The organism is Achromobacter sp. EG18 (assembly GCF_059759395.1).
In genome coordinates this window covers 5634527-5659471 of the sequence record NZ_CM186213.1, presented here as the reverse complement: position 1 = coordinate 5659471, position 24945 = coordinate 5634527, and the positions used below count along the sequence as shown (strand labels likewise).

The window sequence follows — 24945 nt, the reverse complement described above, 5'->3', positions numbered from 1 at the left end:
CGGTGAGATTGCGGGAAGCAACGGGCGGCGCCCGTTACCGTTTCTTGGCGCGTTCCTGCGCGTCCAGCTCGCGCAGGAATGCCAACTTCTGCTGGATTTTAGCCTCCAGGCCGCGATCGGTCGGCCGGTAGAAGGAAGGCTTGAGCCCATCGGGGAAATATTGCTCATCCGCGGCGTAGCCGTGCGGCTCGTCGTGGGCATAGCGGTAGGCCTTGCCATGGCCCAATTGTTTCATCAACTTGGTGGGCGCATTGCGCAGATGGATTGGCACCGGCGCGCTGCCATGCTCGGCGGCGAACTTGCGCGCCTGGTTGTAGGCGTTGTAGACGGCGTTGGACTTGGCCGCGCAGGCCATGTAGACCACCGCCTGGGCCAGCGCCAGCTCGCCTTCGGGCGAGCCCAGCCGTTCGTAGATGTCGGCGCCGTTGACCGCCAGGTCGGTGGCGCGCGGGTCGGCCAGGCCGATGTCCTCGACCGCCATGCGCACCAGCCGGCGCGCCAGGTACTTGGGATCGGCGCCGCCGTCGATCATGCGGCAGAACCAGTACAGCGCGGCGTCGGGATTGGAGCCGCGCACCGACTTGTGCAGCGCGCTGATCTGGTCGTAGAAGGCGTCGCCGCCCTTGTCGAAGCGCCGCAGGTTCTGCGACAGCGAGATCTCGAGCCAGGCCGCGTCGACCGTGTCGCGGCCGGCGGCCTGGGCCGATTCGGCCACCACCTCGACTGCGCTGATCAGCCGGCGCGCGTCGCCGTCGGCCCAGGCCGCCAGCTGTTCGCGCGCGTCGGCGTCGATGTGGATGCGCGCGTCCTCCTCGTGGCCGTCGTTGAACGCGGCGATGGCCCGGTCCACCAATTGCTGCAGTTCCTCGGGCGTGAGCGATTGCAGCACGTAGACGCGGGCGCGCGACAGCAGCGCCGAGTTGACCTCGAACGAGGGGTTCTCGGTGGTGGCGCCGATGAAGGTGAACAGCCCGCTTTCGACGTAGGGCAGGAACGCGTCCTGCTGCGCCTTGTTGAAGCGGTGCACTTCGTCGACGAACAGGATGGTGCGGCGGCCCTGCCCCTGCGCCACCTGCGCCACGGTGACGGCGTCGCGGATGTCCTTGACGCCGCCCAGGACGGCGGAAATGGCGATGAACTGGGCGTCGAAGCCGTCGGCCATGAGGCGCGCCAAGGTGGTCTTGCCCACGCCCGGCGGGCCCCAGAAGATCATGGAATGCGGGCGGCCCGACTCGAATGCCACGCGCAGCGGCTTGTCCGGCCCCAGCAGGTGCGACTGGCCGACGACGTCGGCCAGCGTGCGCGGACGCAGGCGCTCGGCCAGGGGCACGTAAGGCCGATGGGCGGGATCGGCCGCGAAGAGATCGTTGCTCATTGGCAGCAGATGGGGGAAGACGGCAAGGAAATCAAGCCAGTATTACAACATGTCCGGCCGCCCTCCGCCCTGGCGGCCAGGCCGGGAACCGGCCTGCGGCGCCAGGCCCGGCGAGCCCGCGGGGAACCGCCGCTTCAGGCCAGTTCCGGCGTGGCGAAACGGCGGTTGGCCAGCACCGGCAGCACCTTGCGGGCATGCCCCAGGCGTTCGGGATCGATATCGGCGAACACCAGCGCCGGCGCCTCGCCGGCCTGCGCCGTGACCACGCCCAGCGGGTCCACCACCATGCTGCAGCCGATATTGCGTTCGCCGCACTCGCCCGTGGCGGCGACGTAGCAGGTGTTCTCCAGCGCGCGCGCCGTCACCAGCACTTCCCAATGCCGCTCCTTCAACGGGCCGCGTACCCAGGCGGCCGGCAACGCCAGCAGGTCGGCCCCGTCCAGCGCCAGACGCCTGGCCAGTTCGGGAAACCGCACGTCGTAGCAGGTCATCAGCCCGACCTTCACGCCGCCGATCTCCAGCAGCGGCGGAATGTCGTTGCCGGGCGTGACGTTGGTCGACTCTTTCATGGTGAAGGCGTCGTACAGGTGCAGCTTGCGATACTGCGACACGATGCGGCCATCCTGCAGCGTGACCAGGGTGTTCCACACCCGGCCATCGCCGGTCGGCACGTGCACGCACATCATGGTCGCCAGCGACGAGCCGCGACTGGCCTCGAGCAGGCGCGTCATGAAGGGGCCATCCAAGGGTTGCGCGGCCTTCAGCACGATCTGCGGGTCGGTGATGTCGCGGGCCAGGATGCCCTCGGGCAGCACCAGCAGGCCGGCGCCGCCAGCACGGGCGCGCGCCATGAGATCGACGCAGACCTGGGCATTTTCTTCCCAGACGCGGCTGACGGCGAACTGGCCCAAAGCGACTTTCAGCATGACTCTTCCTTGTGTGGGGCGGCAGAGGGGCGCCGCGACATGCCCCTATTGTCGCGCCAACCGGCGCCGGCGGCGGACTACGGGTAACTCCCAACTGCCGCTTGTAAATTTCTTTCAGGATAATTAAAAAAAACGGATTTGCCGTAAATATTTTCCAGAGACGAACCGCCGCCATGCCCCACTCCTCCATCACCGCAGCCCCCCTGGACGCCAACGGCAAGGGCCTGGGCGCCTTTCCCGCCGCCTGTACCAACGCCGGCGTGGCGGCGCTGAACTGGAACCTGCTGGCCGAGGACGTCAGCCTGCCGGTGGCGGTGCTGTACGAGGCCCGCGTGCGCCACAACCTGCAATGGATGCAGCGCTTCATGGAAGCCTACCGCGTCAAGCTGGCGCCGCACGGCAAGACCACCATGAGCCCCGCGCTGTTCCAGCGCCAGATCGACAACGGCGCCTGGGGCATCACCCTGGCGACCGCGCCGCAGGTGGTGGCGGCCTACAACCATGGCATCCGCCGGGTGCTGATGGCCAACCAGCTGGTCGGCCGCGCCAACATGGCGCTGATCGCCAAGCTGCTGCGCGACCCGGCGTTCACCTACTTCTGCATTGTCGATTCCGTCGCCAACGCCGCCCAGCTGGGCCGTTACTTTGGCGAGCAGGGCCTGGTGCTGCCCGTGCTGATCGAACTGGGCCCGACCGGCGGCCGCACCGGCGTGCGCGACGACGCGCAACTGCAGGCCGTGGCCGAAGAAATCGGCCGCTGGCCCGGGCTGGCGCTGGCCGGCATCGAAGTCTACGAAGGCGTGCTGCAGGAGGAAACCGCGATCCGCGCCTTCCTGCGCCGCGCCACCGACGCCCTGCGCGGGCTGGCCAGCACCGGCCGGCTGCGCAAGAACGGCCCCGCCCTGATATCCGGCGCCGGTTCGGCCTGGTTCGACGTGGTGGCCGAGGAATTCTCGCAACTGGACATCGGCGCGCCGCTGGAAATCGTGCTGCGCCCCGGCTGCTACCTGTCGCACGACGTCGGCGTCTACCGTTCGGCCGCCGAGCGCATCAACGCCCACAACCCGGTAGCCCACAAGATGGAGCCGGGCCTGCAACCCGCGCTGCAGGTCTGGGCCTACGTACAGTCGCTGCCCGAACCCGGCCGCGCCATCGTGGCCATGGGCAAGCGCGACGCCGCCTTCGATGCCGGCCTGCCGACGCCGTCGCTGCATTTCCGTCCCGGGCAAAGCGCGCCCGGCGCCGCGCCGTCCCAATGGAAGCTCACCGCCATGATGGACCAGCACGCGTTCATGCAGATCGGCGAGAACGACGACATCCAGGTTGGCGACATGATCGCCTTCGACATCTCCCATCCCTGCCTGACGTTCGACAAGTGGCGCCAGGTCCTGCTGGTGGACGAGCAGTACCGCGTCATCGACGTCGCGGACACCTTTTTCTGAGCCTTTGCGCGCGGCGCGGCCGCGCGCTCCGTTGCGCTACCGACAAGCCCCGCGCCCGGGGGGCAAGAACGAACTCGGGCATCCGGCGCCTTACCGGCCTTTCACTGAATCACGCGACAACCTGTTTTTGACCCTCTGGAGAGAGAATCATGAACTTCCGCACCTCCCGGCAAGGCGGCGGGCTGAAAAGCCTGCTCGTGGCCGGCGCAATTGGCTTGACCGCATTGTCGTCCCCCGCCCTCTGTGCCACGCCGGTCAAGGGAGGCACGATTTCCGTCGCCACCATCGGCGAGCCGCCCACGCTGGACCCGATGAGCAGCACCGCCGACCTGGTCGGCATCCTGACGCAGCACTTCTTCGAAACGCTGTACACCTTCGACGCCAAGTGGAACCTCACCCCGCTGCTGGCGGACAAGATGCCCGAAGTCACGCCGGACGGCCTGGTCTACACCATCGCGCTGCGCCAGGGCATCACCTTCCATGACGGTTCCAAGATGGATTCGTCGGACGTGCTGGCCTCGCTCAAACGCTGGACCGAGACCGCCACGCGCGGCAAGATGGCCGCCAAGGTCATCGCCAACATCGAGGCGCCCGACGCCAACACCATCCGCATCACGCTCAAGCAGCCCTACGCCCCGCTGACCGCGCTGCTGGCCATGAACAACGCCGCCGCCGTGATCATGCCCAAGGGCAAGATCGCCCCGGTGCTGACCGAGATCGTCGGCACCGGCCCCTACCAGCTCAAGGCGCGCGTGCCGGACCAGTACATCCAGCTGACCCGCTTCGAGGGCTACAAGCAGCGCGAAGGCGAACCCGACGGCTACGGCGGCGCCCGCAAGCAATACCTGGACGAGATCCGCTTCGTGCCGGTCGCCAACGCCAACACCCGTTCCGAAGCCGCCGCCGCGGGCCAGTTCGACTACGTCGACTCGCTGCCGGTGGAAGCGCTGGACAAGCTCAAGGGCGGCCGTTCCGATCCGGTCATGCTCAAGCCCTTCGGCTGGCCGCGCCTGGTGCTCAACACCAAGCAGGGCATCATGTCCAACCTGGCCGTGCGCCAGGCGGTGCAACTGGCGCTGAACGAAGAAGACATGCTGTTCGCCGCCTTCGGCAACAAGGACTTCTACAAACTCAACGGCGATCTGTATCCGGAAGGCTACCCGTGGGCCACGTCGCTGGGCGGCAAGGTCTACAACAAGGGCGACGCCGCCGCGGCCAAGAAGCTGCTGGACAGCGCCAACGTGGCCGACAAGAAGATCCGCATTCTGACCAGCCAGCAGTACGAGTTCCACTACAAGATGGCGCTGGTGGCGGCGGAATACCTCAAGGCCGCCGGCTTCACGGTGGACATGCAGGTGGTCGACTGGGCCACGCTGACGCAGCGCCGCCAGGATCCGGCCGTGTGGGACATCTTCATCACCCACAGCGTGTTCCTGCCGGAACCCGCGCTGATCGACTTCCCGTCCAAGGACGCGCCGGGCTGGTGGGACACGCCGCGCCGCGCGCAGGTGATGGATGCCTTCAACCAGGCCCGCACCCAGGAAGAACGCGTCAAGCGCTGGGCCGACGTGCAGCAGGCCGTGTATGACGAAGTGCCGTTCGTGAAGGTCGGCGACTTCAACGCCCAGGCGGCCCGTTCGCCGTCGCTGCAAGGCGTCAAGCCGGCGCCGTGGCCGTTCTTCTGGAACGCCTGGAAAGCGCAGAAGTAAACCAGGCCGCGGGGCGGTCCGCTCAGGGCCCGCCCCGCCTGAACCACAGCGCCGGCATCGGCGCGCCGATCCTTAGGATGCCACTGTGTTGCGTTATCTCTTGAACCGGCTGGTCGGGCTGGTGGCCGTGATGTTCATCGTCGCGACCATCGTGTTCGTCATCATCCGCGTCACGCCCGGCAACCCCGCCGCCGTGATGCTCGGGCCCCAGGCCAGCCAGGCCGACATCGCCGCGCTCGAACACCAGCTGGGCCTGGACCAGCCCCTGCCGGTGCAGTACGTCTCCTGGCTGGGCAAGCTGGTACAGGGCGACCTGGGCCAGTCCATCTTCATGAACAAGCCGGTGCTGGCGGCGCTGGCCGACCGCGCCGAGCCAACCCTGCTGCTGACGCTGATGTCGCTGTTCATCGCCACGCTGATCGCGCTGCCGGTGGGCATCCTGTCGGCGGTCAAGCGCGGCACCACGCTGGACCAGTCGGTGCTGTCGTTCTCGATGTTCACCTCCAGCGTGCCGAGCTTCTGGCTGGGCCTGCTGCTGATGCAGGTGTTCTCGGTCAAGCTGGGCTGGCTGCCGGTGTCGGGCTATGGCGGGCCGGACGCCTCGTTCGCCACGCGCGTGTCGCACCTGATACTGCCCGCGGTGGTGCTGGGGCTGGTGAACTCGGCGCTGATCACCCGCTTCATCCGCGCCAGCATGCTGGACGTGCTGCGCGACGACTACGTGCGCACCGCCCGCGCCAAGGGCCTGCCGGAAAGCCGCGTGATCCTCAAGCACGCCGTGCGCAATGCGTTGATCCCGATCCTGACGGTGCTGGGCCTGACCACGGCCCTGCTGATCAGCGGCGCCGTGGTCACCGAGACCGTGTTCGGCCTGCCCGGCGTGGGCAGCCTGGTGGTGTCGGCCGTGCTGCGCCGCGACTATCCCGTCATCCAGGGCGCGCTGCTGATCATCGCGGCCATCTACGTGCTCATCAACCTGTTCATCGATCTGCTGTACCTGCTGGTCGATCCGCGCGTCCGTTATTGATGATGAATTGCGAACGAAACGACCGAAATGACTAATCCGACTACCGTTAACGCCGGCACGGACCGCTGGCAGGTGCTGCGCCTGCTGGTGGCCCGCAAGACCGTGCTCATCAGCCTGATCGTGCTGATCGTGCTGGTGGCCGCGGCGCTGCTGGCGCCGTGGGTCAGCCCCTACGACCCGTTCAAGCTGTCCATCATGAACCGCCTCAAGGCGCCCGGCGCCGTGCACTGGTTCGGCACCGACGACTTCGGTCGCGACGTGTTCAGCCGCGTCATCTACGGCGGCCGGCTGTCGCTGATGGTGGGCTTTTCGGTGGTGATCGTGTCCAGCGTGCTGGGCATCGCGCTGGGCCTGATCGCCGGCTTCTTCCGCTCGGCCGACAAGTTCGTGTCGCGCCTGATAGACGCGATGATGGCGTTTCCCGACATCCTGCTGGCGATCTCGCTGGTGGCCGCGCTGGGACCGTCGCTGGTGAACGTGGTGATCGCGCTGGGCATCGTCTACACGCCGCGCCTGGCCCGCATCGTGCGCGCCTCGACCCTGGTGATCCGCGAACTGCCGTTCGTCGAGGCCGCCCGCGCGCTGGGTGTGTCCACCTGGCGCATCGTCACCGTGCACGTGCTGCGCAACCTGCTCTCGCCGATCCTGGTGCAAGGCACCTTCATCTTCGCCTACGCGATCCTGGCCGAAGCCGGCCTGTCGTTCCTGGGCGTGGGCGTCTCGCCCGACATTCCCACCTGGGGCACCATGATCAACGCCGGCCAGCAGTACATGGGCTCGGCCGACTGGATCATGATCTTCCCCGGCATCGCCATTGTCCTGTCGGTGCTGTCGCTGCAACTGGTCGGCGACGGCCTGCGCGACGTGCTCGACCCGCGCCTGCGCAAGGAGCTGTAATCATGACCGCAAGCACCCGAGACATCGTGCTGTCGGTGGAAGGCCTGAAGACCTGGTTCCACAGCCGCGACGGCGTCGCCAAATCGGTCGACGGCGTCACCTTCGACCTGGCCCGCGGCGAAACGCTGGCCATCGTCGGCGAATCCGGCTCCGGCAAGTCCGTCACCAGCCTGTCCATCATGGGCCTGCTGCCCAAGCCGGCCGGCCGCATCGAAGCGGGCAAGATCCGCTTTCGCGACCGCCGCGGCCAGGAACACGACCTGGCCCACGCCTCGCCGGCCACGCTGCGGCGCATCCGCGGCGCCGAGATCGCCATGATCTTCCAGGAGCCGATGACCAGCCTGAACCCGCTGTACACGGTGGGCGACCAGATCGCCGAAGCCGTGCTGCAGCACGAGGGCGGATCGCGCGCGGCGGCCATGAAGCGCGCCCGCGACATGCTCGACCGCGTCGAGATCCCGGCGGCCGACCGGCGCGTCAACGAGTATCCGCACCAGATGTCCGGCGGCATGCGCCAACGCGTCATGATCGCCCTGGCGCTGGCCTGCAACCCGGCCGTGCTGATCGCCGACGAGCCCACCACCGCGCTGGACGTGACGGTGCAGGCCCAGATCCTGGACCTGCTGCGCCGGCTGCAGGCCGAGATGAACATGAGCATTCTGTTCATCACCCACAACCTCGGTGTGGTGGCCGAGATCGCGCATCGCGTGGCGGTGATGTACGCCGGCCGCGTGGTCGAGGACGCCGGCGTCTACGACCTGTTCGAGAAGCCCACCCATCCGTACACCCGCGGCCTGCTGTCCTGTCTGCCGACCGCGGCGCTGCTGGCTTCCGGCGAGCGCCTGCGCGCCATCCCGGGCAACGTGCCGAGCGTGCTGTCGCTGCCTGCCGGCTGCACCTTCGCGCCGCGCTGCGCGCTGGCCGACGACAACTGCCGGCGCGACGTGCCCGAACTGGTGCCGGTGCAGGCCCAGCACCACGCCCGCTGCATCAAGGTGACCCCGCTATGACCGCAAGCCCCCAACCCGCGCGCGCCGCCGAACCGCTGGTGCGCATCGAGGACCTGAAGGTCCACTTCCCCACCTCGCAGGCGCGCAACGCGCCGGTGGTGCGGGCGGTGGACGGCGTCAGCTTCGACGTGCCGCGCAACACCATCGTCGGCCTGGTGGGCGAGTCCGGCTCGGGCAAGACCACCACCGGCCGCGCCCTGCTGCGCCTGTTCGCGCCCACCGCCGGCCGCCTGCTGTTCGACGGCCAGGACATCACCAAACTGTCCGAGAAAGAAATGCTGCCGTGGCGCCGCCGCATGCAGATCGTGTTCCAGGACCCCTACGCCAGCCTCAACCCGCGCATGACCGTGGCCGAGATCCTGGGCGAGGCGCTCGACACCCATAAGTTGGCGCAGCATCGCCGCGAGGCCCGCATCGGCGAACTGCTCGAACGCGTCGGCCTGAACGCCGATCACCGCCGCCGCTATCCGCACGAATTCTCCGGTGGCCAGCGCCAGCGCATCGGCATCGCCCGCGCCCTGGCGGTCGAGCCCGACTTCATCGTGGCCGACGAACCGGTCTCGGCGCTGGACGTGTCGGTGCAGGCGCAGGTGCTGAACCTGCTGCAGGACCTGCAGCGCGACCTGGGCCTGACCATGCTGTTCGTGGCGCACGACCTGGCCGTGGTCGACTACCTGTGCGACGAGGTGGTGGTGATGTACCTGGGCCGCGTCATGGAACGCGGCCCGACCAGCGAGGTCTACGCGCGGCCGCGCCATCCCTATACCCGCGCCCTGCTGTCGGCCGCGCCGGTGCCGGATCCGCGCGCGCCGCGTTCGCGTATCCTGCTCAAGGGCGACATCCCCAGCCCGGTCAACCCGCCTTCCGGCTGTGTCTTCCGCACCCGCTGCCCGCACGCCATCGACGCCTGCGCCACGATCGAAGCGCGCGACGTCAGCGTCGGGCCAGGCCACTTCGCGGCCTGTTCGCGCCTCGGCGATCCCGAACTGGCCGCGTAAGGGCCGCGCCCGCCATGACCCAGGAACACCACATGAACATCATCCGCGACATCGTCTTCCAGATCCGCAGCCGCCGGGACGACCTGAGCGTAACCGAGCGCAAGGTCGCCGACGCCATCCTGGACAACATCATCTGGAGCGCCAGCGCCACCGTGGACCAGCTGGCGGCCAAGGCCGGCGTCAGCATCGCCACCATCTCGCGCTTTGCCCGCACCGTGGGCTGCGACGACACCCGCGACCTGAAGATGAAGCTGGCGCAGGCCAGCACCGTGGGCAGTCGCTTCCTGGACCAGAGCACGCCGGCCGAGGAAAGCACGTTCTACGCGCGCATCTACGCCGACATCGAAAGCACGCTGCGCGCGCACCTGCCGACCTTCACCGAACCGCTGTTCGAGGCCGCCGCCGGCATCGTCGACGGCGCCCGCATGATCTACGTGTTCGGCGTCGGCGGAGCATCGGCCGTGCTGGCGCAGGAAGTGCAGTCGCGCCTGGTGCGCCTGGGCTACCCGATCGCGGTCTACAGCGACGCCGTGCTGCTGCGCATGGTGGCCGCCACGCTCGACGAGCGCGACGCCGTGGTGATCCTGTCGGCCTCCGGCCTGACGCCGGAAATCGTTGGCGCCGCGCGCATCGTCAAGCAGTACCGCGCCCGCATCGTCGCGGTCACCGACGCCACCTCGGAACTGGCCAAGCTGGCCGACGTGGTGCTGCCGATCCGCACCGACGAAACCGACTTCATCTACAAGCCCTCGGCCTCGCGCTACGCCATGATGCTGGCGATCGACCTGCTGTCGACCGAGCTGGCCATGCTGAACCAAGAAGAGAACCGCGAACGCCTGCGCCGCATCAAGCTGGCGCTGGACGAGCACCGCGGCGGCCCCAACCGGCTGCCGCTGGGCGATTGAAACTGGAACCCAAGATGTACGACACCCTCATCGGCAACGTCCGCGTGCTCGACGGCTCGGGCGGCGCCGAATACACCGCCGACGTGGCGCTGGCCCATGGCCGCATCGCCGCCATCGGCAACCTGTCCGGCCAGTCGGCGGGTCGGATCATCAACGGCGCCGGCCTGGCGCTCGCGCCCGGCTTCATCGACGTCCATACCCACGACGACACCAACGTCATCCGCACCCCCGGCATGTTGCCCAAGCTGTCTCAGGGCGTGACCACCGTGGTGGTCGGCAACTGCGGCATCAGCGCCTCGCCGGTCTCGCTGCGTGGCGAACCACCCGACCCGATGAACCTGCTGGGCCAGCGCGACGACTTCGCCTACCCGACCTTCGCCGACTACACCCGCGCCATCGAAGCCGCGCAGCCCGCCGTGAACGTCGCCGCGCTGGTCGGCCACACGGCCCTGCGCAACAACCACATGGACCGCCTCGACCGCAGCGCCACGCGCGACGAGGTGATGGCCATGCGCGATCAATTACGCGAAGCCCTGGCCCACGGCGCCATCGGCCTGAGCACCGGCCTGGCCTACGGCTCGGCGATCGAGGCCGACACCGCCGAGGTCAAGCTGCTGGCCGAGGTCCTGGACGAATTCGGCGCGCTCTACACCACCCACCTGCGCTCGGAATTCGCCGCCATCCTGGAAGCCATGCAGGAAGCCTTCGACATCGCCCTGCACGCCCGCGTGCCGGTGGTGGTGTCGCACCTGAAATGCGCCGGCGCCGGCAACTGGGGCCGCACCAAAGAAGTGCTGTTCAAGCTGGAGAACGCCGGCCGCATGCAGCACGTGGGCTGCGACTGCTATCCGTATTCGGCCAGCTCGTCCACGCTCGACCTCAAGCAGGTCACCGACGAATTCGACATCGACATCACCTGGTCGGTGCCGCACCCCGAACAGGCCCGCCGCAAACTGTCCGCCATCGCCGCCGACTGGAACGTGACGCTGCTGGAAGCGGCGAAGCGCCTGCAACCGGCCGGCGCCGTCTACCACAACATGCACGAGGACGACGTGCGCCGCGTGCTGTCGAACCGGCTCACCATGGTCGGCTCCGACGGCCTGCCCAACGACCCCATGCCGCACCCGCGCCTGTGGGGCGCCTTCCCGCGCGTGCTGGGCCACTACAGCCGCGACGTCGGCCTGTTCCCGCTGGCCGAAGCCGTGCATAAGATGACCGGCCTGTCCGCCGCCCGCTTCGGCCTGGCCGAACGCGGACTGGTGCGCGAAGGCTTCCACGCCGACCTGGTCCTGTTCGACCCCGCCACCGTCATCGACCGCGCCACCTTCGCCGCCCCCGTCCAGACCGCTGCCGGCATCGAGGCCGTCTGGGTCAACGGCGTCCTGTCCTACCGCCAAGGCCAGCCCACCGGCGACCGCGCCGGCCGCTGGCTGCCCCGCAACGGTGACCTGCGCGCCAGCTTCGCCGCCTCAACCCCCGCCCTTCAGGAGCCCTGACATGAGCAGTACCACCCCCACCCCCGACAACAACGGCATCACCCGCTACGGCGTCGCCGGCGGCACCGGCCAAGGCGGCTCCCACATGCCCTTCGCCCGCGCCGTCGCCGCCGACGGCTGGCTCTACGTCTCGGGCCAGGTCCCGATGGAAAACGGCGAAGTCATCGAAGGCGGCACCGTCGCCCAATCCCACAAGGCCATCCAGCAGGTCCTCGCCATCCTCAAGGAAGCCGGCTACGGCCCCGAACACGTCGTGCGCTGCGGCGTCTGGCTCGACGACGCCCGCGACTTCCCCTCGTTCAACAAGGTCTTCAAGGAATACTTCGGCAACAATCCCCCCGCCCGCGCCTGCGTGCAGTCGCCGCTGATGGTGGATGCAAAGGTGGAAATTGATTGTGTTGCGTATAAGCGCCCGTGACCTGACGCGACGCTCAAGGCGTGAGCTAGCTGCCTCCCAAGGGGGCTGCCCGGCCTTCGGACGGCCGGGCGCCCCGCCTGGCCCAAGCCAGCCGCTGCGCGCTTCAGGTACACCGCCCACACCGCGCCGCAAGCGCGCAGCGACCCACATCACGACGCAAGACACCACGTATGAAAAAAACGGCCGCCCGCGCGGCCGTTTTTTGCGGGCAACGCAAACCTCCCCCATGCCCCCAGGGTCCAGCAGCGCGTCATTTCTCGAAACCGGTAGCCCGGCGCGGGGCGCGCAGGCGGTGAGCACGCCGTCGATGCGCCCGCGGGAATCTGAAGGCAGTCGCCGCAGGCGACAACGAAGATGACGAAGGGGAAGTCCGGAGCGAACGCTCCGGACCGCAATCGTTGGCGCGCTCACCGCCTGCGCGCACCGTGACGGGCGGCCTACGAAGCAAGCACCGCCCAACTTCAACTACATCTTGACCACATCCACGCCCTTGGGCGCCACAAACCGAAACTCCCCCTCCCCAAGCTTGGGATTGGGAACGATCCCGGAAAGATCCACCCGCGTCGTCTGCCCGAACGAATCCAGCAGCTCAACCCGCACCGGCAGATTGTCCTTCATCCCGATATCGACCCGGGAGAACCCCGCGTCCGCCGTCCGCGGCTTCGCCCGCAGCCAGTCGACCCCATCCTTGGAAGGCAGCGCCGACACATCGAACGACTGCTCCAGCGACCCCGACCCGAACAGGATCGCCGCCGGCGACGTCCCGATGGCGGCATCCACCTTGCGCTCGGTCACCTGCGCCAGGTCCGGATCGAACTGGAACACCTGCTTGCCGTCGGAAATCACCAATTGCTCATAGGGCTTCTGCACCGCCCACTTGAACTTGCCCGGCCGCTGGAACGAAAACACCCCCGTCTGCGCCGGCTGCGTGCGCCCTTGCGTGCTGACGGTGTATTGGGAAAACGTCCCCGTCGCCGCCGTCACCGTGCTCACGAACGCGCGCAACTGCTCCTGCGCCGTGGCGGCCACGGCCGCAGTCGGCGCCAACACCGGGGCCATGCACAGGGCCAGGCCGGCGGCCAGGCCACGAAACGTCTTCATCATGCTTCCTCTCGAGCGGCGGCGGGCACCAGGATCTCCCGGTTGCCATTGGACTGCATCGCCGACACGATACCCGATTGCTCCATCTGTTCCAGTAACCGCGCCGCACGGTTGTAACCAATGCGCAGATGGCGCTGCACCAGCGAGATCGAGGCGCGGCGATGCTTGAGCACCACCTCGCAAGCCTGGTCGTACATCGGGTCCGACTCGGCGTCGCCGCCGATGCCGGTGACGCTGCTGGCGCCTTCGCCGCCGTCACCGTCCAGCCCGCCTTCCAGCAGGCCCTCGACATAGTTCGGCTCGCCCTGCGCCTTCAGGCTTTCGACCACGCGGTGCACTTCATCGTCACTGACGAAGGCGCCGTGCACGCGCACCGGCAGGCCGGTGCCCGGCGGCATGTAGAGCATGTCGCCCTGGCCCAGCAGGGTCTCCGCGCCCATCTGGTCGAGAATGGTGCGCGAGTCGATCTTGGACGACACCTGGAACGCGATGCGGGTCGGGATGTTGGCCTTGATCAGGCCGGTGATGACGTCGACGCTGGGACGCTGCGTCGCCAGGATCAGGTGGATGCCGGCCGCGCGCGCCTTCTGCGCCAGGCGGGCGATGAGTTCTTCGATCTTCTTGCCCACCACCATCATCAGGTCGGCCAGCTCGTCGATGACCACCACGATGGTGGGTAGCGGCGACAGCGGCTCCGGCTGGTCGGGCGTCAGCGAGAACGGATTCGGGATCGGCTCCTCGCGCTTGATGGCGTCGCGGATCTTGGTGTTGTAGCCGGCCAGGTTGCGCACGCCCATCTTGCTCATCAGGCGGTAGCGCTTTTCCATCTCGCCCACGCACCAGTTCAGCGCGTTGGCGGCATGGCGCATGTCCGTGACCACCGGCGCCAGCAGGTGCGGAATGCCTTCGTAGACGCTCATTTCGAGCATCTTCGGGTCGATCAGGATCAGGCGGGTATGCGAGGCGTCGGCCTTGTACAGCAGCGACAGGATCATGGCGTTGATCCCGACCGACTTGCCCGACCCGGTGGTGCCCGCCACCAACAGGTGCGGCATCTTGGCCAGGTCGGCCACCACCGGATTGCCGGCGATGTCCTTGCCCAGCGCCATGGTCACGACCGAATGGCTGGCGTGGTAGGTCTGCGACCCCAGGATCTCGGACAGCTTGACCACCTGGCGGCGCGGGTTGGGCAGCTCCAGGCCCATCAGGTTCTTGCCCGGAATGGTTTCCACCACCCGGATGCTGACCAGGCTCAGCGCGCGCGCCAGGTCCTTGGCCAGATTGACGATCTGGCTGCCCTTGACGCCGGTGGCCGGCTCGATTTCGTAGCGCGTGATGACCGGACCGGCCTGCGCCGCCACCACGGTGACGGACACGCCGAAGTCGGCCAGTTTCTTTTCAATCAGGCGCGAAGTGAATTCGATGGTCTCGGCCGACACGGTTTCCTGGTTGGCCAGCGGCGGATCCAGCAGGCTGATGGCCGGCAGGTCGCCCTCGCCGCCCGGCGGCGGCGCGAAGAACAGCGACTGCTGCTTTTCCTTTTCGACGCGCTCGGACTTGGGCACCACGGTGATCGCCGGCTCGATGCGCACCGGCTGCTCGTGCACCAGCTTTTCCTGCTTGGCCACCACCTGCTCGGTGCGCACGGCCTTGGCCACCTCGCCGACCTTGCGGTCTTCGCGCGCGGCGTAGGAATTGCGCACCCGGCGCACCAGGCCTTCGATCCAGGTGCCGACGCGCTCGGCCACGGTCAGCCACGAGAACGAGAAGAACAGGCTCAGGCCGATCGCCAGCATCACCAGGAAGGCCAGGGTGCTGCCGGTGAAGCCGATGCTGCGGCTCATCAGGTCGGCCAGGGTATGGCCGATGACGCCACCGGCGCCGCTGGCGCTTTCCGAGGCGCCCGGCAGATGCGTGCCGCGGCTGGCCAGGCGCAGGGCTTCCATGCCCAGCGAGCCGACCAGCAGCAGGAAGAAACCGATGCCCTCTTCCCAGTGGACCCGAGGCAACACCTCAGGCTGCTTACCATTGGTAACACGAAGATGACTGGCCAGGCGGCGGTAACCTGCCCGCACGCGGTGCAGCAGCAGGATCACCCACCACCAGGCGGAAAAACCGAACAGATAAAGCAGGATGTCCGCCAGGTAGGCGCCCAGGGTCCCGCCCTTGTTGTGGATGACGCCGGCGGGGACGGAATGGGACCAGCCCGGGTCGGCGGCGCTCCAGGTGGCCAGCACCAGGGTGAGCCAGGCCGCCAGGGCGGCGAAGAGGATCCAGCGGGCTTCGCGCAGCAACGCGGAGATACGCGTCTGCAGCGGCGAGGGCCCGTTGCGGGTGTTGCGCGAAGCGCGCGGAGAAGCAGTCGAGATACGCGGCATGCGGCTCATTATAATTGGGCGTTAACCTAAAGATACCCGCCCATGTCCACGCCTACGCACGCTAAAGTTTTGATACTCGGATCCGGCCCCGCCGGTTACACGGCGGCCGTCTATGCGGCACGCGCCAATCTGAGCCCTGTCCTTGTTACAGGTTTGGCCCAAGGCGGCCAGCTGATGACCACCACGGACGTCGACAACTGGCCGGCCGACGCCGAAGGCGTGCAAGGTCCGGACCTGATGCAGCGCTTCCAGAAGCACGCTGAGCGCTTCAACACCGAAATGCTGTTCGACCACATCGCCAAGGTCGACCTGTCCAAGCGACCGTTCACCCTGACCGGCGACACCGGCAAGGTCTACACCTGCGACGCCCTGATCATCGCCACCGGCGCCTCGGCCAAGTACCTGGGCCTGCCTTCCGAGGAGTCCTTCATGGGCCGCGGCGTGTCCGGCTGCGCCACCTGCGACGGCTTCTTCTACCGCAACCAGGACGTGGTCGTGGTCGGCGGCGGCAACACCGCCGTCGAAGAAGCCCTGTACCTGTCCAACATCTGCCGCAAGGTCACCCTGATCCACCGCCGCGACAAGTTCCGCGCCGAACCGATCCTGGTCGACAAGCTGATGAGCAAGGTCGAGAACGGCAACATGGAACTGAAGCTGTTCCACACGCTGGAAGAAGTGCTGGGCGACGACAGCGGCGTCACCGGAGTGCGCGTGCGCCACGTCGACACCGGCGCCACCGAAGACCTGAAAGCCACCGGCGCCTTCATCGCCATCGGCCACCAGCCCAACACCGGGATCTTCGAGGGCCAGCTCGAAATGAAGGACGGCTACATCGTCACCAAGAGCGGCCTGTCCGGCATGGCCACCATGACCTCGGTGCCGGGCGTGTTCGCCGCCGGCGACGTGCAGGACCACGTCTATCGCCAGGCCATCACCAGCGCCGGCACGGGCTGCATGGCCGCCCTGGACGCACAACGGTGGCTGGAGAATGCGGGGCAATAAGGTCGGCGCGGCCGACCTGAAACGCCTCAAGAAAGACCTGCAGGCCGAGCAGGAGCGCGCCGCCCTCGCCCAGCGCGTGGCGGCGCTGAAGAAAGCCGCGCCGGCGCCCGGCGCGGACACCGATCCGGCCGACGACATGGCCGCGTTCCGGCGCACCATGCAGTCGGTCAAGCCCATCAAGCAGGTCGCGCGCGCCGAACACAAGCCGGCGCCGCAACCGGCCCCGGCCCTGCGCCGCGCCAACGCGCTGGGCGAAACCGCCACGCGAGCCGACGCCGGCGTTTCGGATGGCGGCGAAATCACGCACCTGCTGTCCGAAGGCGGCACCGCCTTCGTGCGCGGCGACGCCGCCCCCGACACCGCGCGCAACCTGCGCCGCGGCCAGTGGCGCGCCGGCGCCGAACTCGACCTGCACGGCCTGCGCGTGGAACAGGCGCGCCACGCCATGCTGTCGTTCCTGGACGAATGCCAGGAACACGGCATCCGCTGCGTGCGCATCGTGCACGGCAAGGGCTATGGCTCGCAGGGGCTGGAACCGGTGCTGAAAGACAAGGCCCGCACCTGGCTGGTGCAGAAGAACGAGGTGCTGGCATTCTCCGAGGCGCCCGAGCGCGAAGGCGGCGCCGGCGCCCTGCTGGTGCTGCTGCGCCAATCCGAGGGGCCGCGCAAATGAAGTGGCTCTACCTGGGCATCGCCATCGTCGCCGAGATCTTCGCCACCAGCGCGCTGAAAAGCTCCGACGGCTTTTCACGGCTGGTGCCGTCGGTGGTGACGGTGTTCGGCTACGTGATCTCGTTCTATTTCCTGTCGCTGACGCTGCGCGAGGTGCCGGTCGGCATCGCCTACGCCATCTGGTCGGGCGTGGGCATCGTGCTGATCTCCATCGTCGGCGCGCTGTTCTTCAGGCAGCACCTGGACACCCCGGCGCTGGTCGGCATCGGCCTGATCATCGCCGGCGTGGTGGTCATGAACGTCTTCTCGAAGTCCGTGTCGCACTGAGCCGTTTCAGGCGCGAGCCCGGATCCGGCCCGCGCCGGGCATATATCCGGGCCACCCGGCGCCTGCCTCCGTTTCAGACCGTGCCGTTCTCCGTTGGCGGCTTCGGCGCGCCCGGATGACGCAGATAATCCACCAACGCCAGCGTGGCGCGATCCGGCGGCGGCGTCAGCAGCGACACCACGACGATCGTCAGGAACGCCACCGGCGCGCCGAACACCCCCGCCGCGATCGGCTGGATGCCCCACCACAGGTCCACCGGCTGGGTCCGCGAAATCCCCAGCACCCACTCGCGCAGCCACGGATGCGTATGCGTCATGTAGGCAAAGGTCACCAGCAGCCCCGCCGCCATGCCGAGCGTGGCGCCCCATTTGTTGGCGCGGCGCCAGAACACGCCCATCACCAGCGCCGGAAAGAACGACGAGGCCGCGAACGAGAACGCCGCCGACACCATGAACAGGATGTCGGCCGGCTTGCGCGCCGCCACCCAGGCCGCGCCGAACGCCACCACCAGCAGCAGGATCTTGGACACCATCACCCGCCGCGCCGCCGACATGCGCGGCGACACCATCCGGTACCACATGTCGTGCGACAGCGAATTGGACAGTGTCAGCAGCAGGCCATCGGCGGTGGACAGCGCCGCCGCCAGGCCGCCGGCCGCCACCAGCCCCGAAATCACATAGGGCAGCCCGCCGATCTCCGGCATCGCCAGCACCACCACGTCCGCGCCCATGCTGATTTCGCTGAGCTGGACCACGCCATCTCGATTGATGTCGGTGACATCCAGCAGGTTGCTGTCGACCGCGCTCCAGGCATGCACCCAATTCGGCAGGCTGAGGAAATTCGACCCCACCACCTGCGTGTAGACCTCGTACTTGACCAGCAGCGCCAACGCCGGCGCCATGAAATACAGCAGCAGGATGAACAGCAGCGACCAGCACACCGAACGCCGCGCTTCCACCACCGACGAGGTGGTATATGAGCGCATCAGAATGTGCGGCATGCCCGCGGTGCCCAGCATCAGGCACAGCACCAGCGCCAGAAAATTGATGCGCATGTTGCGGCGCTCGTCCGGATCGCTGGACGGGAAAGGTTCCGCATGCGGGGTCGGCGGCGCGGCCCGGGCCTCGAAAGTGGCCTTGGCCTGCGACCAGGCGATGCGCGCATCTTCCACCGTCGGCGGGAACGCCGCCAGCTCGCGTTCGACCGAGCGGATCTCGACCATGGGCGCGTCGCTGGCGTTGAGCTGGGCCAGGCGGCTGCGCAGCTTGTCCTTTTCCAGCGCCCAGGATTCGGGCAGATCATGGACCCGTTGCGCCATCTCGTCGGCGCGCTCCTGCCACAGGCGGCGCGCCTCGATTTCGGCGGGATCGTTGCGCAGGTAGACCTCTTTTTCCGTCACTTCCTGCAGCACCACGCCGGCCGACAGCTGCGGCACCGGCATGTCCGTGTGCTTGAGCGATAGCCACACCACCGGCACCAGGTAGGCGATGACCAGAATGATGTACTGCCCCACCTGGGTCCAGGTGACGGCGCGCATGCCGCCCAGGAACGAACAGACCAGCATGCCGCCCAGCGCCACGAAAATGCCCAGTTCGAACGAGATGCCGGTCATGCGCGTGGTGATGATGCCCACGCCGTAGATCTGCGCCACCAGATAGGTGAACGAACAGAGGATGGCGCAGGCCACGCCCGCCAGCCGCGGCAGGTTGCCGCCATAGCGCGCGCCCATGAAGTCGGGAATGGTGTATTGGCCGAAGCGGCGCAAGTACGGCGCCAGCAGCATCGCCACCAGCACATAGCCGCCGGTCCATCCCATGATATAGGCCAGGCCGCCGTAGCCCGTCAGGTAGAGCGTGCCGGCGACCCCGATGAACGAAGCCACCGACATCCAGTCGGCCGCGGTCGCCATGCCGTTGTAGATGGCCGGCACGCGCCGGCCGGCGACGTAGTATTCCACCTGGTCCGAGGTGCGGCAGACGATGCCGATGCCGGCATACAGGCTCACGGTCACCAGCAGGAAGACGTAGCCGATCCAGTTGCGCGGCAGGCCCAGGATCTCGGCCAGCGCCATCAGCAGGATCATCAGCGCGAAGCCGGCCGTATACAGCACGTAGATGCGGCGCAGCCGGATCCTGAATTGCTGCGGGGTATCTCCGCCGAACGGCATCAGCGGCTCTCCTTGGCCTCTTCCCCGCGTTGGTCGGCGCGGTTCATGATCCGGGCGTAGATGCAGATGATGATGAGGTACGCCAAGGGGGCGCCGTAGGCCGCCATCCAGAACGAGAACGGCCAACCGATGAAATCGAACGACAGGCCTCGGGCAAAGTAGGAGGGGATGAATGTCAGCGCTGCCCAGACGAGCGCCAGCAGCGCGATCAGGCGCACATTGCGACGCCAATAGCGGGACGGGGTGGGCTCGGGGGAAACGCGGGATTCCGGCATAGCTGGCGTGAGCGAAACCTGAGGAATATCGCGAAACGCGGCGCTAGAAAACCCTGGCTGGACAAAATACGGGCTTTTTATGCGACAACGGCCGGCACTGCCTGGTGCCAGCCGTTGTGCGTTTTGCTTTTCTTGAGTACTGCTACTTTTTTATGTACCGGTGCCGCCGGTAATTGCCCATGCAGGGCTTTGTCTCCTCACCTGCATGGGAAGAGATTCTGCACCAGATGCGGGAATGCCACACTAGGGGAATGCCCTAATTCGGCGCATTCATTTACATATTCCATGCACCATATCAGTGCATTTTGGCATCTCTGTTCTAAATATTGGGATTTTTCCCGACCAAAACCGCTTTCCGGAAGGGGGCGGCGCACCCGGTTTTGAGCCAGCCTCAACAACGCCCGCGCCGCCGCCCGGATCCGGGCACCCGCGTCGCGCCATCTCGGCGCATCCGTGACCGGGATTATGGCAGCGCGTCTTTACGTTCCGTTTACACCCCCCCGCCAAAGCTATACCCCGTTTTTACCCCTCGCTCCGTAACCTGCCGGTGTCCTGATTGGTCACTACGCCCGCGCGGTCCGCATCCCCTTTGCCGCGCCGGTTCGTCGTTCGAAGGGAGCCTGGCTCCCGGGAGGAAAAACGTGGATGCCATCTATATCGCGATCTTCGCCGTCATGGCGGGGCTGACCTACGCCCTGCTCCGATTCTGCGAAGCCTTGTCCTCGGGAGAGCAATCATGAGCTGGCTCTACTGGCTGAGCGGCCTCACGGCCGCGCTGCTGTTCGTGTACCTGCTGGTCGCCCTGTTCAAACCGGAGAAGTTCTGATGACTGCCGAATTCGTCGGACTGCTGGTCGTGTACCTGGCGGTCCTGCTCGCGATCGCGCCCTTTCTCGGGCGCTACATCCGCATCGCCATGGAAAACGGGCAATCCCGGCTGACCGCCTGGGGCCGCCCGCTGGAACGCGGCATCTATCGGCTGGCGGGCATCGACCCGCAGGCCGAAATGGGCTGGAAGCGCTACGCGCTGGCGGTGCTGGCCTTCAACATCCTGGGCATCGTGGCGGTCTATGCGCTGCAACGCCTGCAGGGCCTGCTGCCGCTGAACCCGGCCGGCATGGGCGCCGTCTCGCCCGACTCATCGCTCAACACCGCCATCAGCTTCGTGGCCAACACCAACTGGCAAGGCTACGGTGGCGAATCGACCATGAGCTACCTGACGCAGATGCTGGCGCTGACGGTGCAGAACTTCGTCTCGGCCGCCACCGGCATCGCGGTGCTGTTCGCGCTGATCCGCGGGCTGGCGCGCCACTGTTCGGCCACGCTGGGCAACTTCTGGGCCGACATGGTGCGCTGCACGCTGTACGTGCTGCTGCCGCTGTCGCTGGTGCTGGCCCTGGCGCTGGTGAGCCAGGGCGTGCTGCAGAACTTCAACGACTACCAGGAAGTGCAGACGGTCGAAGCCCTGCACTATGACCAGCCGCGCGTCGACGCCCAGGGCCAGCCGGTGCTGGACGCCAAGGGCCAGCCCGTGACCGACCCGGCAATCACCCGCACGCAGACGCTGGCCATGGGCCCGGTCGCCTCGCAGGAGGCAATCAAGATGCTGGGCACCAATGGCGGCGGCTTCTTCAACGCCAACTCGGCCCATCCATTCGAGAACCCGACCGCGCTGTCGAACTTCCTGGAAATGCTGGCGATCCTGGTGATCCCGGCGGCGCTGTGCTTCAGCTTCGGTGAAATGGTGGGCAGCCGGCGCCAGGGCATCGCCATCCTCGCGGCCATGACGCTGCTGTTCGCCGTGTTCGCGCTGAGCGCCGCCTATTTCGAGCAACAGCCCAACCCGATGGCCGCGCAGGCCGGGGCCGACAGCGCCATGAGCGTGCTTTCGCCGGGCGGCAACATGGAAGGCAAGGAAACCCGCTTCGGCATCGCCGCCACCTCGCTGTTCGCCACCGTCACCACGGCGGCGTCGTGCGGAGCGGTCAACGGCATGCACGATTCGCTCAACGCCATGGGCGGCCTGACGCCGATGTTGCTGATGCAATTGGGCGAGGTGGTCTACGGCGGGGTCGGCTCCGGCCTGTACGGCATGCTGGCCTTCGCCATCCTCGGCGTCTTCATCGCCGGACTGATGATCGGCCGCACGCCCGAGTACCTGGGCAAGAAGATCGAGGCCTACGACATGAAGATGGTCTCGATCGTGATCCTGGCGACGCCGCTGCTGGTGCTGGGCGGCACCGCGCTGGCGGTCTCGGTGACGGCCGGCCAGGCTGGCGTGCTGAACCCCGGCATCCACGGCTTCTCCGAGATCCTGTACGCCCTGTCCTCGGCCGCCAACAACAACGGCAGCGCCTTCGCCGGCCTCTCGGCCAACACGCCCTTCTACAACGTGCTGCTGGGAACCGCGATGTGGTTCGGCCGCTTCGCCGTCATCGTTGCCGTGCTGGCGATGGCCGGCTCGCTGGGGGCCAAGCGCCGCCTGCCCGCCGGGCCCGGCAGCATGCCCACCACGGGCCCCCTCTTCGTCGTGCTGCTGATCGGCGCGGTGCTGCTGGTGGGCGCCCTGACTTATGTGCCCGCGCTGGCCCTGGGCCCGGTCGCGGAACACCTGCAACCCTGAATGCAACAGGCTAGGAAAGAAAATGGCCAAGATTGATATGCCAACCCAAGGCGCCGGCGGCGGCGCCGCCCGCGCGCCCTCGGCCGCGCCGCACGAACGCACGTTCGGCATGTGGTCCGGCGCGCTGGTCGGCCCCGCCGTGGTCGACAGCCTGCGCAAGCTCTCGCCCGCGGCGCAGCTCAAGAACCCCGTGATGTTCGTGGTCTACGTGGGCAGCATCCTGACCACCATCCTGTGGATCATGGCGCTGCGCGGCCAGGCCGAGGCGCCGGCGGGCTTCATCCTCGCGATCACGGTATGGTTGTGGTTCACGGTCCTGTTCGCCAATTTCGCCGAAGCGCTGGCCGAAGGCCGCGGCAAGCAACAGGCCGCCACGCTGCGCGGCCTGCGCACCACCATCGACGCGCGCCTGCTCAAGGGCTTTCGCGACGAAGACGCGGCCACCGCCGACCCGGCGCGCTGGCGCGAACGGGCCGTCAAGCAGGCGTCCGGCCTGCTGCGCCGCAATGACGTGGTGCTGGTGCAAGCCGGCGAGACCATTCCCGGCGACGGCCAGGTCATCGCCGGCGTAGCCTCGGTGGACGAAAGCGCCATCACCGGCGAATCGGCGCCCGTCATCCGCGAATCCGGCGGCGACTTCTCCTCGGTCACCGGCGGCACGCGAGTGCTGTCCGACTGGATCTTCGTGCGCATCGCCGCCGATCCGGGCGAGAGCTTCCTGGACCGCATGATCGCCATGGTCGAAGGCGCCAAGCGCCAGAAGACGCCCAACGAACTGGCGTTGACCATTCTGCTGGTCGGCCTGACGGTGGTGTTCCTGCTGGTGGTGGCAACGCTCATGCCATTCTCGATCTACTCGGTCTCGGCCGCGGGCGGCGGCACCGCCGTCACGGTCACGGTGCTGGTGGCGCTGCTGGTGTGCCTGATCCCCACCACCATCGGCGGCCTGCTGTCGGCCATCGGCGTGGCGGGCATGAGCCGCATGATGGGCGCCAACGTCATCGCCACCTCGGGCCGCGCGGTGGAGGCCGCCGGCGACGTCGACGTGCTGCTGCTGGACAAGACCGGCACCATCACCTTCGGCAACCGCCAGGCCTCGACCTTCCTGCCCGCGCCCGGCGTGTCGCCGCGCGAACTGGCGGATGCGGCGCGCCTGGCCTCGCTGGCCGACGAAACGCCGGAAGGCCGCAGCATCGTGGCGCTGGCCGACAAGGCCATCCACGCCCCGGCCATGCGCGCCCCGGACGCGGAATACGTGCCCTTCACCGCGCAGACCCGCATGAGCGGCGTCAACCTGAAGGATCGCGTCATCCGCAAGGGCGCGGTCGACGCGGTGCGCGCCTGGCTGGCCGCGCAGGATGCCACCGTGCCCGAGCAGGTGCTGCGCCTGGCCGAGGACGTGGCGCGCCGCGGCAGCACGCCGCTGATGGTCAGCGACGGCAACCGCGCGCTGGGCGTGGTCGAACTGAAGGACATCGTCAAGCCCGACATCCAGTCGCGCTTCGCCGAGCTGCGCCGCATGGGCATCAAGACGGTCATGATCACCGGCGACAACAAGCTCACCGCCGCGTCCATCGCCGCCGAAGCGGGCGTCGACGACTTCCTGGCCGAAGCCACCCCGGAAGCCAAGCTCAAGCTGATCCGCGCCTACCAGGGCGAAGGCCGCCTGGTGGCGATGACCGGCGACGGCACCAACGACGCGCCGGCGCTGGCGCAGGCCGACGTCGCGGTGGCGATGAACTCGGGCACCCAGGCCGCCAAGGAAGCCGGCAACATGGTGGACCTGGACTCCAACCCCACCAAGCTCATCGAGATCGTCGAGATCGGCAAGCAGATGCTGATGACGCGCGGCGCACTCACCACCTTCAGCATCGCCAACGACGTGGCGAAATACTTCGCCATCATCCCGGCTGCCTTCGCCACGGTGTATCCGCAGCTGAACCTGCTGAACATCATGGGCCTGGCCACGCCGGCCTCGGCCATCCTGTCGGCCGTCATCTTCAACGCGCTCATCATCATCGTGCTGATCCCGCTGGCGCTCAAGGGCGTGCGCTATCGCCCGCTGGGCGCCTCGGTCCTGCTGCGCCGCAATCTCCTCATCTACGGACTGGGCGGCCTGCTGGTGCCGTTCGTCGGCATCAAGCTGATCGACATGGTGCTGGCCGCCCTGGGCTGGGTCTGACCCGCGCCCGCCATTA

At 67.6% G+C, this 24945-nt stretch carries 21 protein-coding genes; 15 read left to right on the top strand and 6 right to left on the bottom strand.

Annotated features, from left to right (window positions below):
* Positions 1-34: 34 nt before the first annotated feature.
* The gene (locus AC6CR5_RS26165; RefSeq protein ID WP_047992521.1) at positions 35-1375 is read right to left on the bottom strand and encodes a replication-associated recombination protein A; all 1341 of its coding nucleotides are present in this window, start codon (positions 1373-1375) and stop codon (positions 35-37) included.
* Between the two features lie 134 nt (positions 1376-1509).
* On the bottom strand, positions 1510-2301 hold the full coding sequence (locus AC6CR5_RS26160) for a deaminated glutathione amidase (protein WP_498085060.1): 792 nt from the start codon (positions 2299-2301) through the stop codon (positions 1510-1512).
* 173 nt (positions 2302-2474) lie between these two features.
* Here AC6CR5_RS26160 and AC6CR5_RS26155 point away from each other — a divergent pair, with 173 nt between their 5' ends.
* From AC6CR5_RS26155 to AC6CR5_RS26115, 9 genes are all read left to right on the top strand, one after another.
* Positions 2475-3743, top strand: a complete 1269-nt coding sequence (locus AC6CR5_RS26155) for an amino acid deaminase (protein ID WP_006389091.1) — start codon at positions 2475-2477, stop codon at positions 3741-3743.
* A 149-nt stretch (positions 3744-3892) separates the two neighbouring features.
* Positions 3893-5452, top strand: coding sequence for an ABC transporter substrate-binding protein (locus AC6CR5_RS26150; protein WP_006389090.1), 1560 nt, complete (start codon positions 3893-3895; stop codon positions 5450-5452).
* A gap of 85 nt (positions 5453-5537) precedes the next feature.
* On the top strand, positions 5538-6479 hold the full coding sequence (locus AC6CR5_RS26145) for an ABC transporter permease (RefSeq protein ID WP_020924879.1): 942 nt from the start codon (positions 5538-5540) through the stop codon (positions 6477-6479).
* A gap of 27 nt (positions 6480-6506) precedes the next feature.
* The gene (locus AC6CR5_RS26140) at positions 6507-7376 is read left to right on the top strand and encodes an ABC transporter permease (protein ID WP_006389088.1); all 870 of its coding nucleotides are present in this window, start codon (positions 6507-6509) and stop codon (positions 7374-7376) included.
* A 2-nt stretch (positions 7377-7378) separates the two neighbouring features.
* The gene (locus AC6CR5_RS26135; RefSeq protein WP_020924881.1) at positions 7379-8386 is read left to right on the top strand and encodes an ABC transporter ATP-binding protein; all 1008 of its coding nucleotides are present in this window, start codon (positions 7379-7381) and stop codon (positions 8384-8386) included.
* On the top strand, positions 8383-9384 hold the full coding sequence (locus AC6CR5_RS26130; protein WP_006389086.1) for an ABC transporter ATP-binding protein: 1002 nt from the start codon (positions 8383-8385) through the stop codon (positions 9382-9384). The genes AC6CR5_RS26135 and AC6CR5_RS26130 overlap by 4 nt, the downstream gene beginning before the upstream one ends.
* A gap of 32 nt (positions 9385-9416) precedes the next feature.
* Entirely contained in the window at positions 9417-10289 is an 873-nt protein-coding gene (locus tag AC6CR5_RS26125; RefSeq protein WP_006389085.1) for a MurR/RpiR family transcriptional regulator, read from the top strand.
* A gap of 14 nt (positions 10290-10303) precedes the next feature.
* On the top strand, positions 10304-11785 hold the full coding sequence (locus AC6CR5_RS26120) for an N-acyl-D-amino-acid deacylase family protein (RefSeq protein WP_024067999.1): 1482 nt from the start codon (positions 10304-10306) through the stop codon (positions 11783-11785).
* A 1-nt stretch (position 11786) separates the two neighbouring features.
* Positions 11787-12203, top strand: a complete 417-nt coding sequence (locus AC6CR5_RS26115) for a RidA family protein (protein ID WP_047992528.1) — start codon at positions 11787-11789, stop codon at positions 12201-12203.
* A 465-nt stretch (positions 12204-12668) separates the two neighbouring features.
* On the opposite strand, the gene lolA is transcribed toward AC6CR5_RS26115, so the two are convergent.
* Together lolA and AC6CR5_RS26105 are read right to left on the bottom strand one after the other, a co-directional pair.
* The gene (gene lolA, locus AC6CR5_RS26110) at positions 12669-13304 is read right to left on the bottom strand and encodes an outer membrane lipoprotein chaperone LolA (protein WP_026382313.1); all 636 of its coding nucleotides are present in this window, start codon (positions 13302-13304) and stop codon (positions 12669-12671) included.
* The gene (locus AC6CR5_RS26105; RefSeq protein WP_006389081.1) at positions 13304-15682 is read right to left on the bottom strand and encodes a DNA translocase FtsK; all 2379 of its coding nucleotides are present in this window, start codon (positions 15680-15682) and stop codon (positions 13304-13306) included. Before AC6CR5_RS26105 ends, lolA begins: the two co-directional genes overlap by 1 nt.
* Before the next feature lie 42 nt (positions 15683-15724).
* On the opposite strand from AC6CR5_RS26105, the gene trxB reads away from it, so the two are divergent.
* Genes trxB through AC6CR5_RS26090 form a run of 3 tightly spaced genes read left to right on the top strand, consistent with a single transcriptional unit; the run spans position 15725 to position 17683 of the window.
* On the top strand, positions 15725-16684 hold the full coding sequence (gene trxB / locus AC6CR5_RS26100; RefSeq protein ID WP_006389080.1) for a thioredoxin-disulfide reductase: 960 nt from the start codon (positions 15725-15727) through the stop codon (positions 16682-16684).
* Positions 16671-17357 (top strand): Smr/MutS family protein, encoded by a 687-nt coding sequence (locus AC6CR5_RS26095; protein WP_006389079.1) that lies wholly within the window; start codon positions 16671-16673, stop codon positions 17355-17357. The genes trxB and AC6CR5_RS26095 overlap by 14 nt, the downstream gene beginning before the upstream one ends.
* Positions 17354-17683, top strand: coding sequence for a DMT family transporter (locus AC6CR5_RS26090; protein WP_498085059.1), 330 nt, complete (start codon positions 17354-17356; stop codon positions 17681-17683). The genes AC6CR5_RS26095 and AC6CR5_RS26090 overlap by 4 nt, the downstream gene beginning before the upstream one ends.
* 73 nt (positions 17684-17756) lie before the next feature.
* Here the strand turns inward: AC6CR5_RS26090 and AC6CR5_RS26085 are convergent, their stop codons facing one another.
* Together AC6CR5_RS26085 and AC6CR5_RS26080 are read right to left on the bottom strand one after the other, a co-directional pair.
* A complete protein-coding gene (locus AC6CR5_RS26085; protein ID WP_498085058.1) occupies positions 17757-19850 on the bottom strand; it encodes a sodium:solute symporter family protein in 2094 nt (697 codons plus the stop codon).
* Positions 19850-20125, bottom strand: coding sequence for a DUF4212 domain-containing protein (locus AC6CR5_RS26080; protein WP_026382317.1), 276 nt, complete (start codon positions 20123-20125; stop codon positions 19850-19852). The genes AC6CR5_RS26085 and AC6CR5_RS26080 overlap by 1 nt, the downstream gene beginning before the upstream one ends.
* A gap of 736 nt (positions 20126-20861) precedes the next feature.
* On the opposite strand from AC6CR5_RS26080, the gene kdpF reads away from it, so the two are divergent.
* From kdpF to kdpB, 3 genes are read left to right on the top strand one after another with little or no spacing between them, the layout of a single operon-like run.
* Entirely contained in the window at positions 20862-20951 is a 90-nt protein-coding gene (kdpF, locus tag AC6CR5_RS26075; protein WP_035183859.1) for a K(+)-transporting ATPase subunit F, read from the top strand.
* Positions 20951-22747, top strand: a complete 1797-nt coding sequence (gene kdpA / locus AC6CR5_RS26070; RefSeq protein WP_054441417.1) for a potassium-transporting ATPase subunit KdpA — start codon at positions 20951-20953, stop codon at positions 22745-22747. The genes kdpF and kdpA overlap by 1 nt, the downstream gene beginning before the upstream one ends.
* Before the next feature lie 22 nt (positions 22748-22769).
* Positions 22770-24929, top strand: a complete 2160-nt coding sequence (kdpB, locus tag AC6CR5_RS26065) for a potassium-transporting ATPase subunit KdpB (RefSeq protein ID WP_498085057.1) — start codon at positions 22770-22772, stop codon at positions 24927-24929.
* Positions 24930-24945 lie beyond the last annotated feature (16 nt).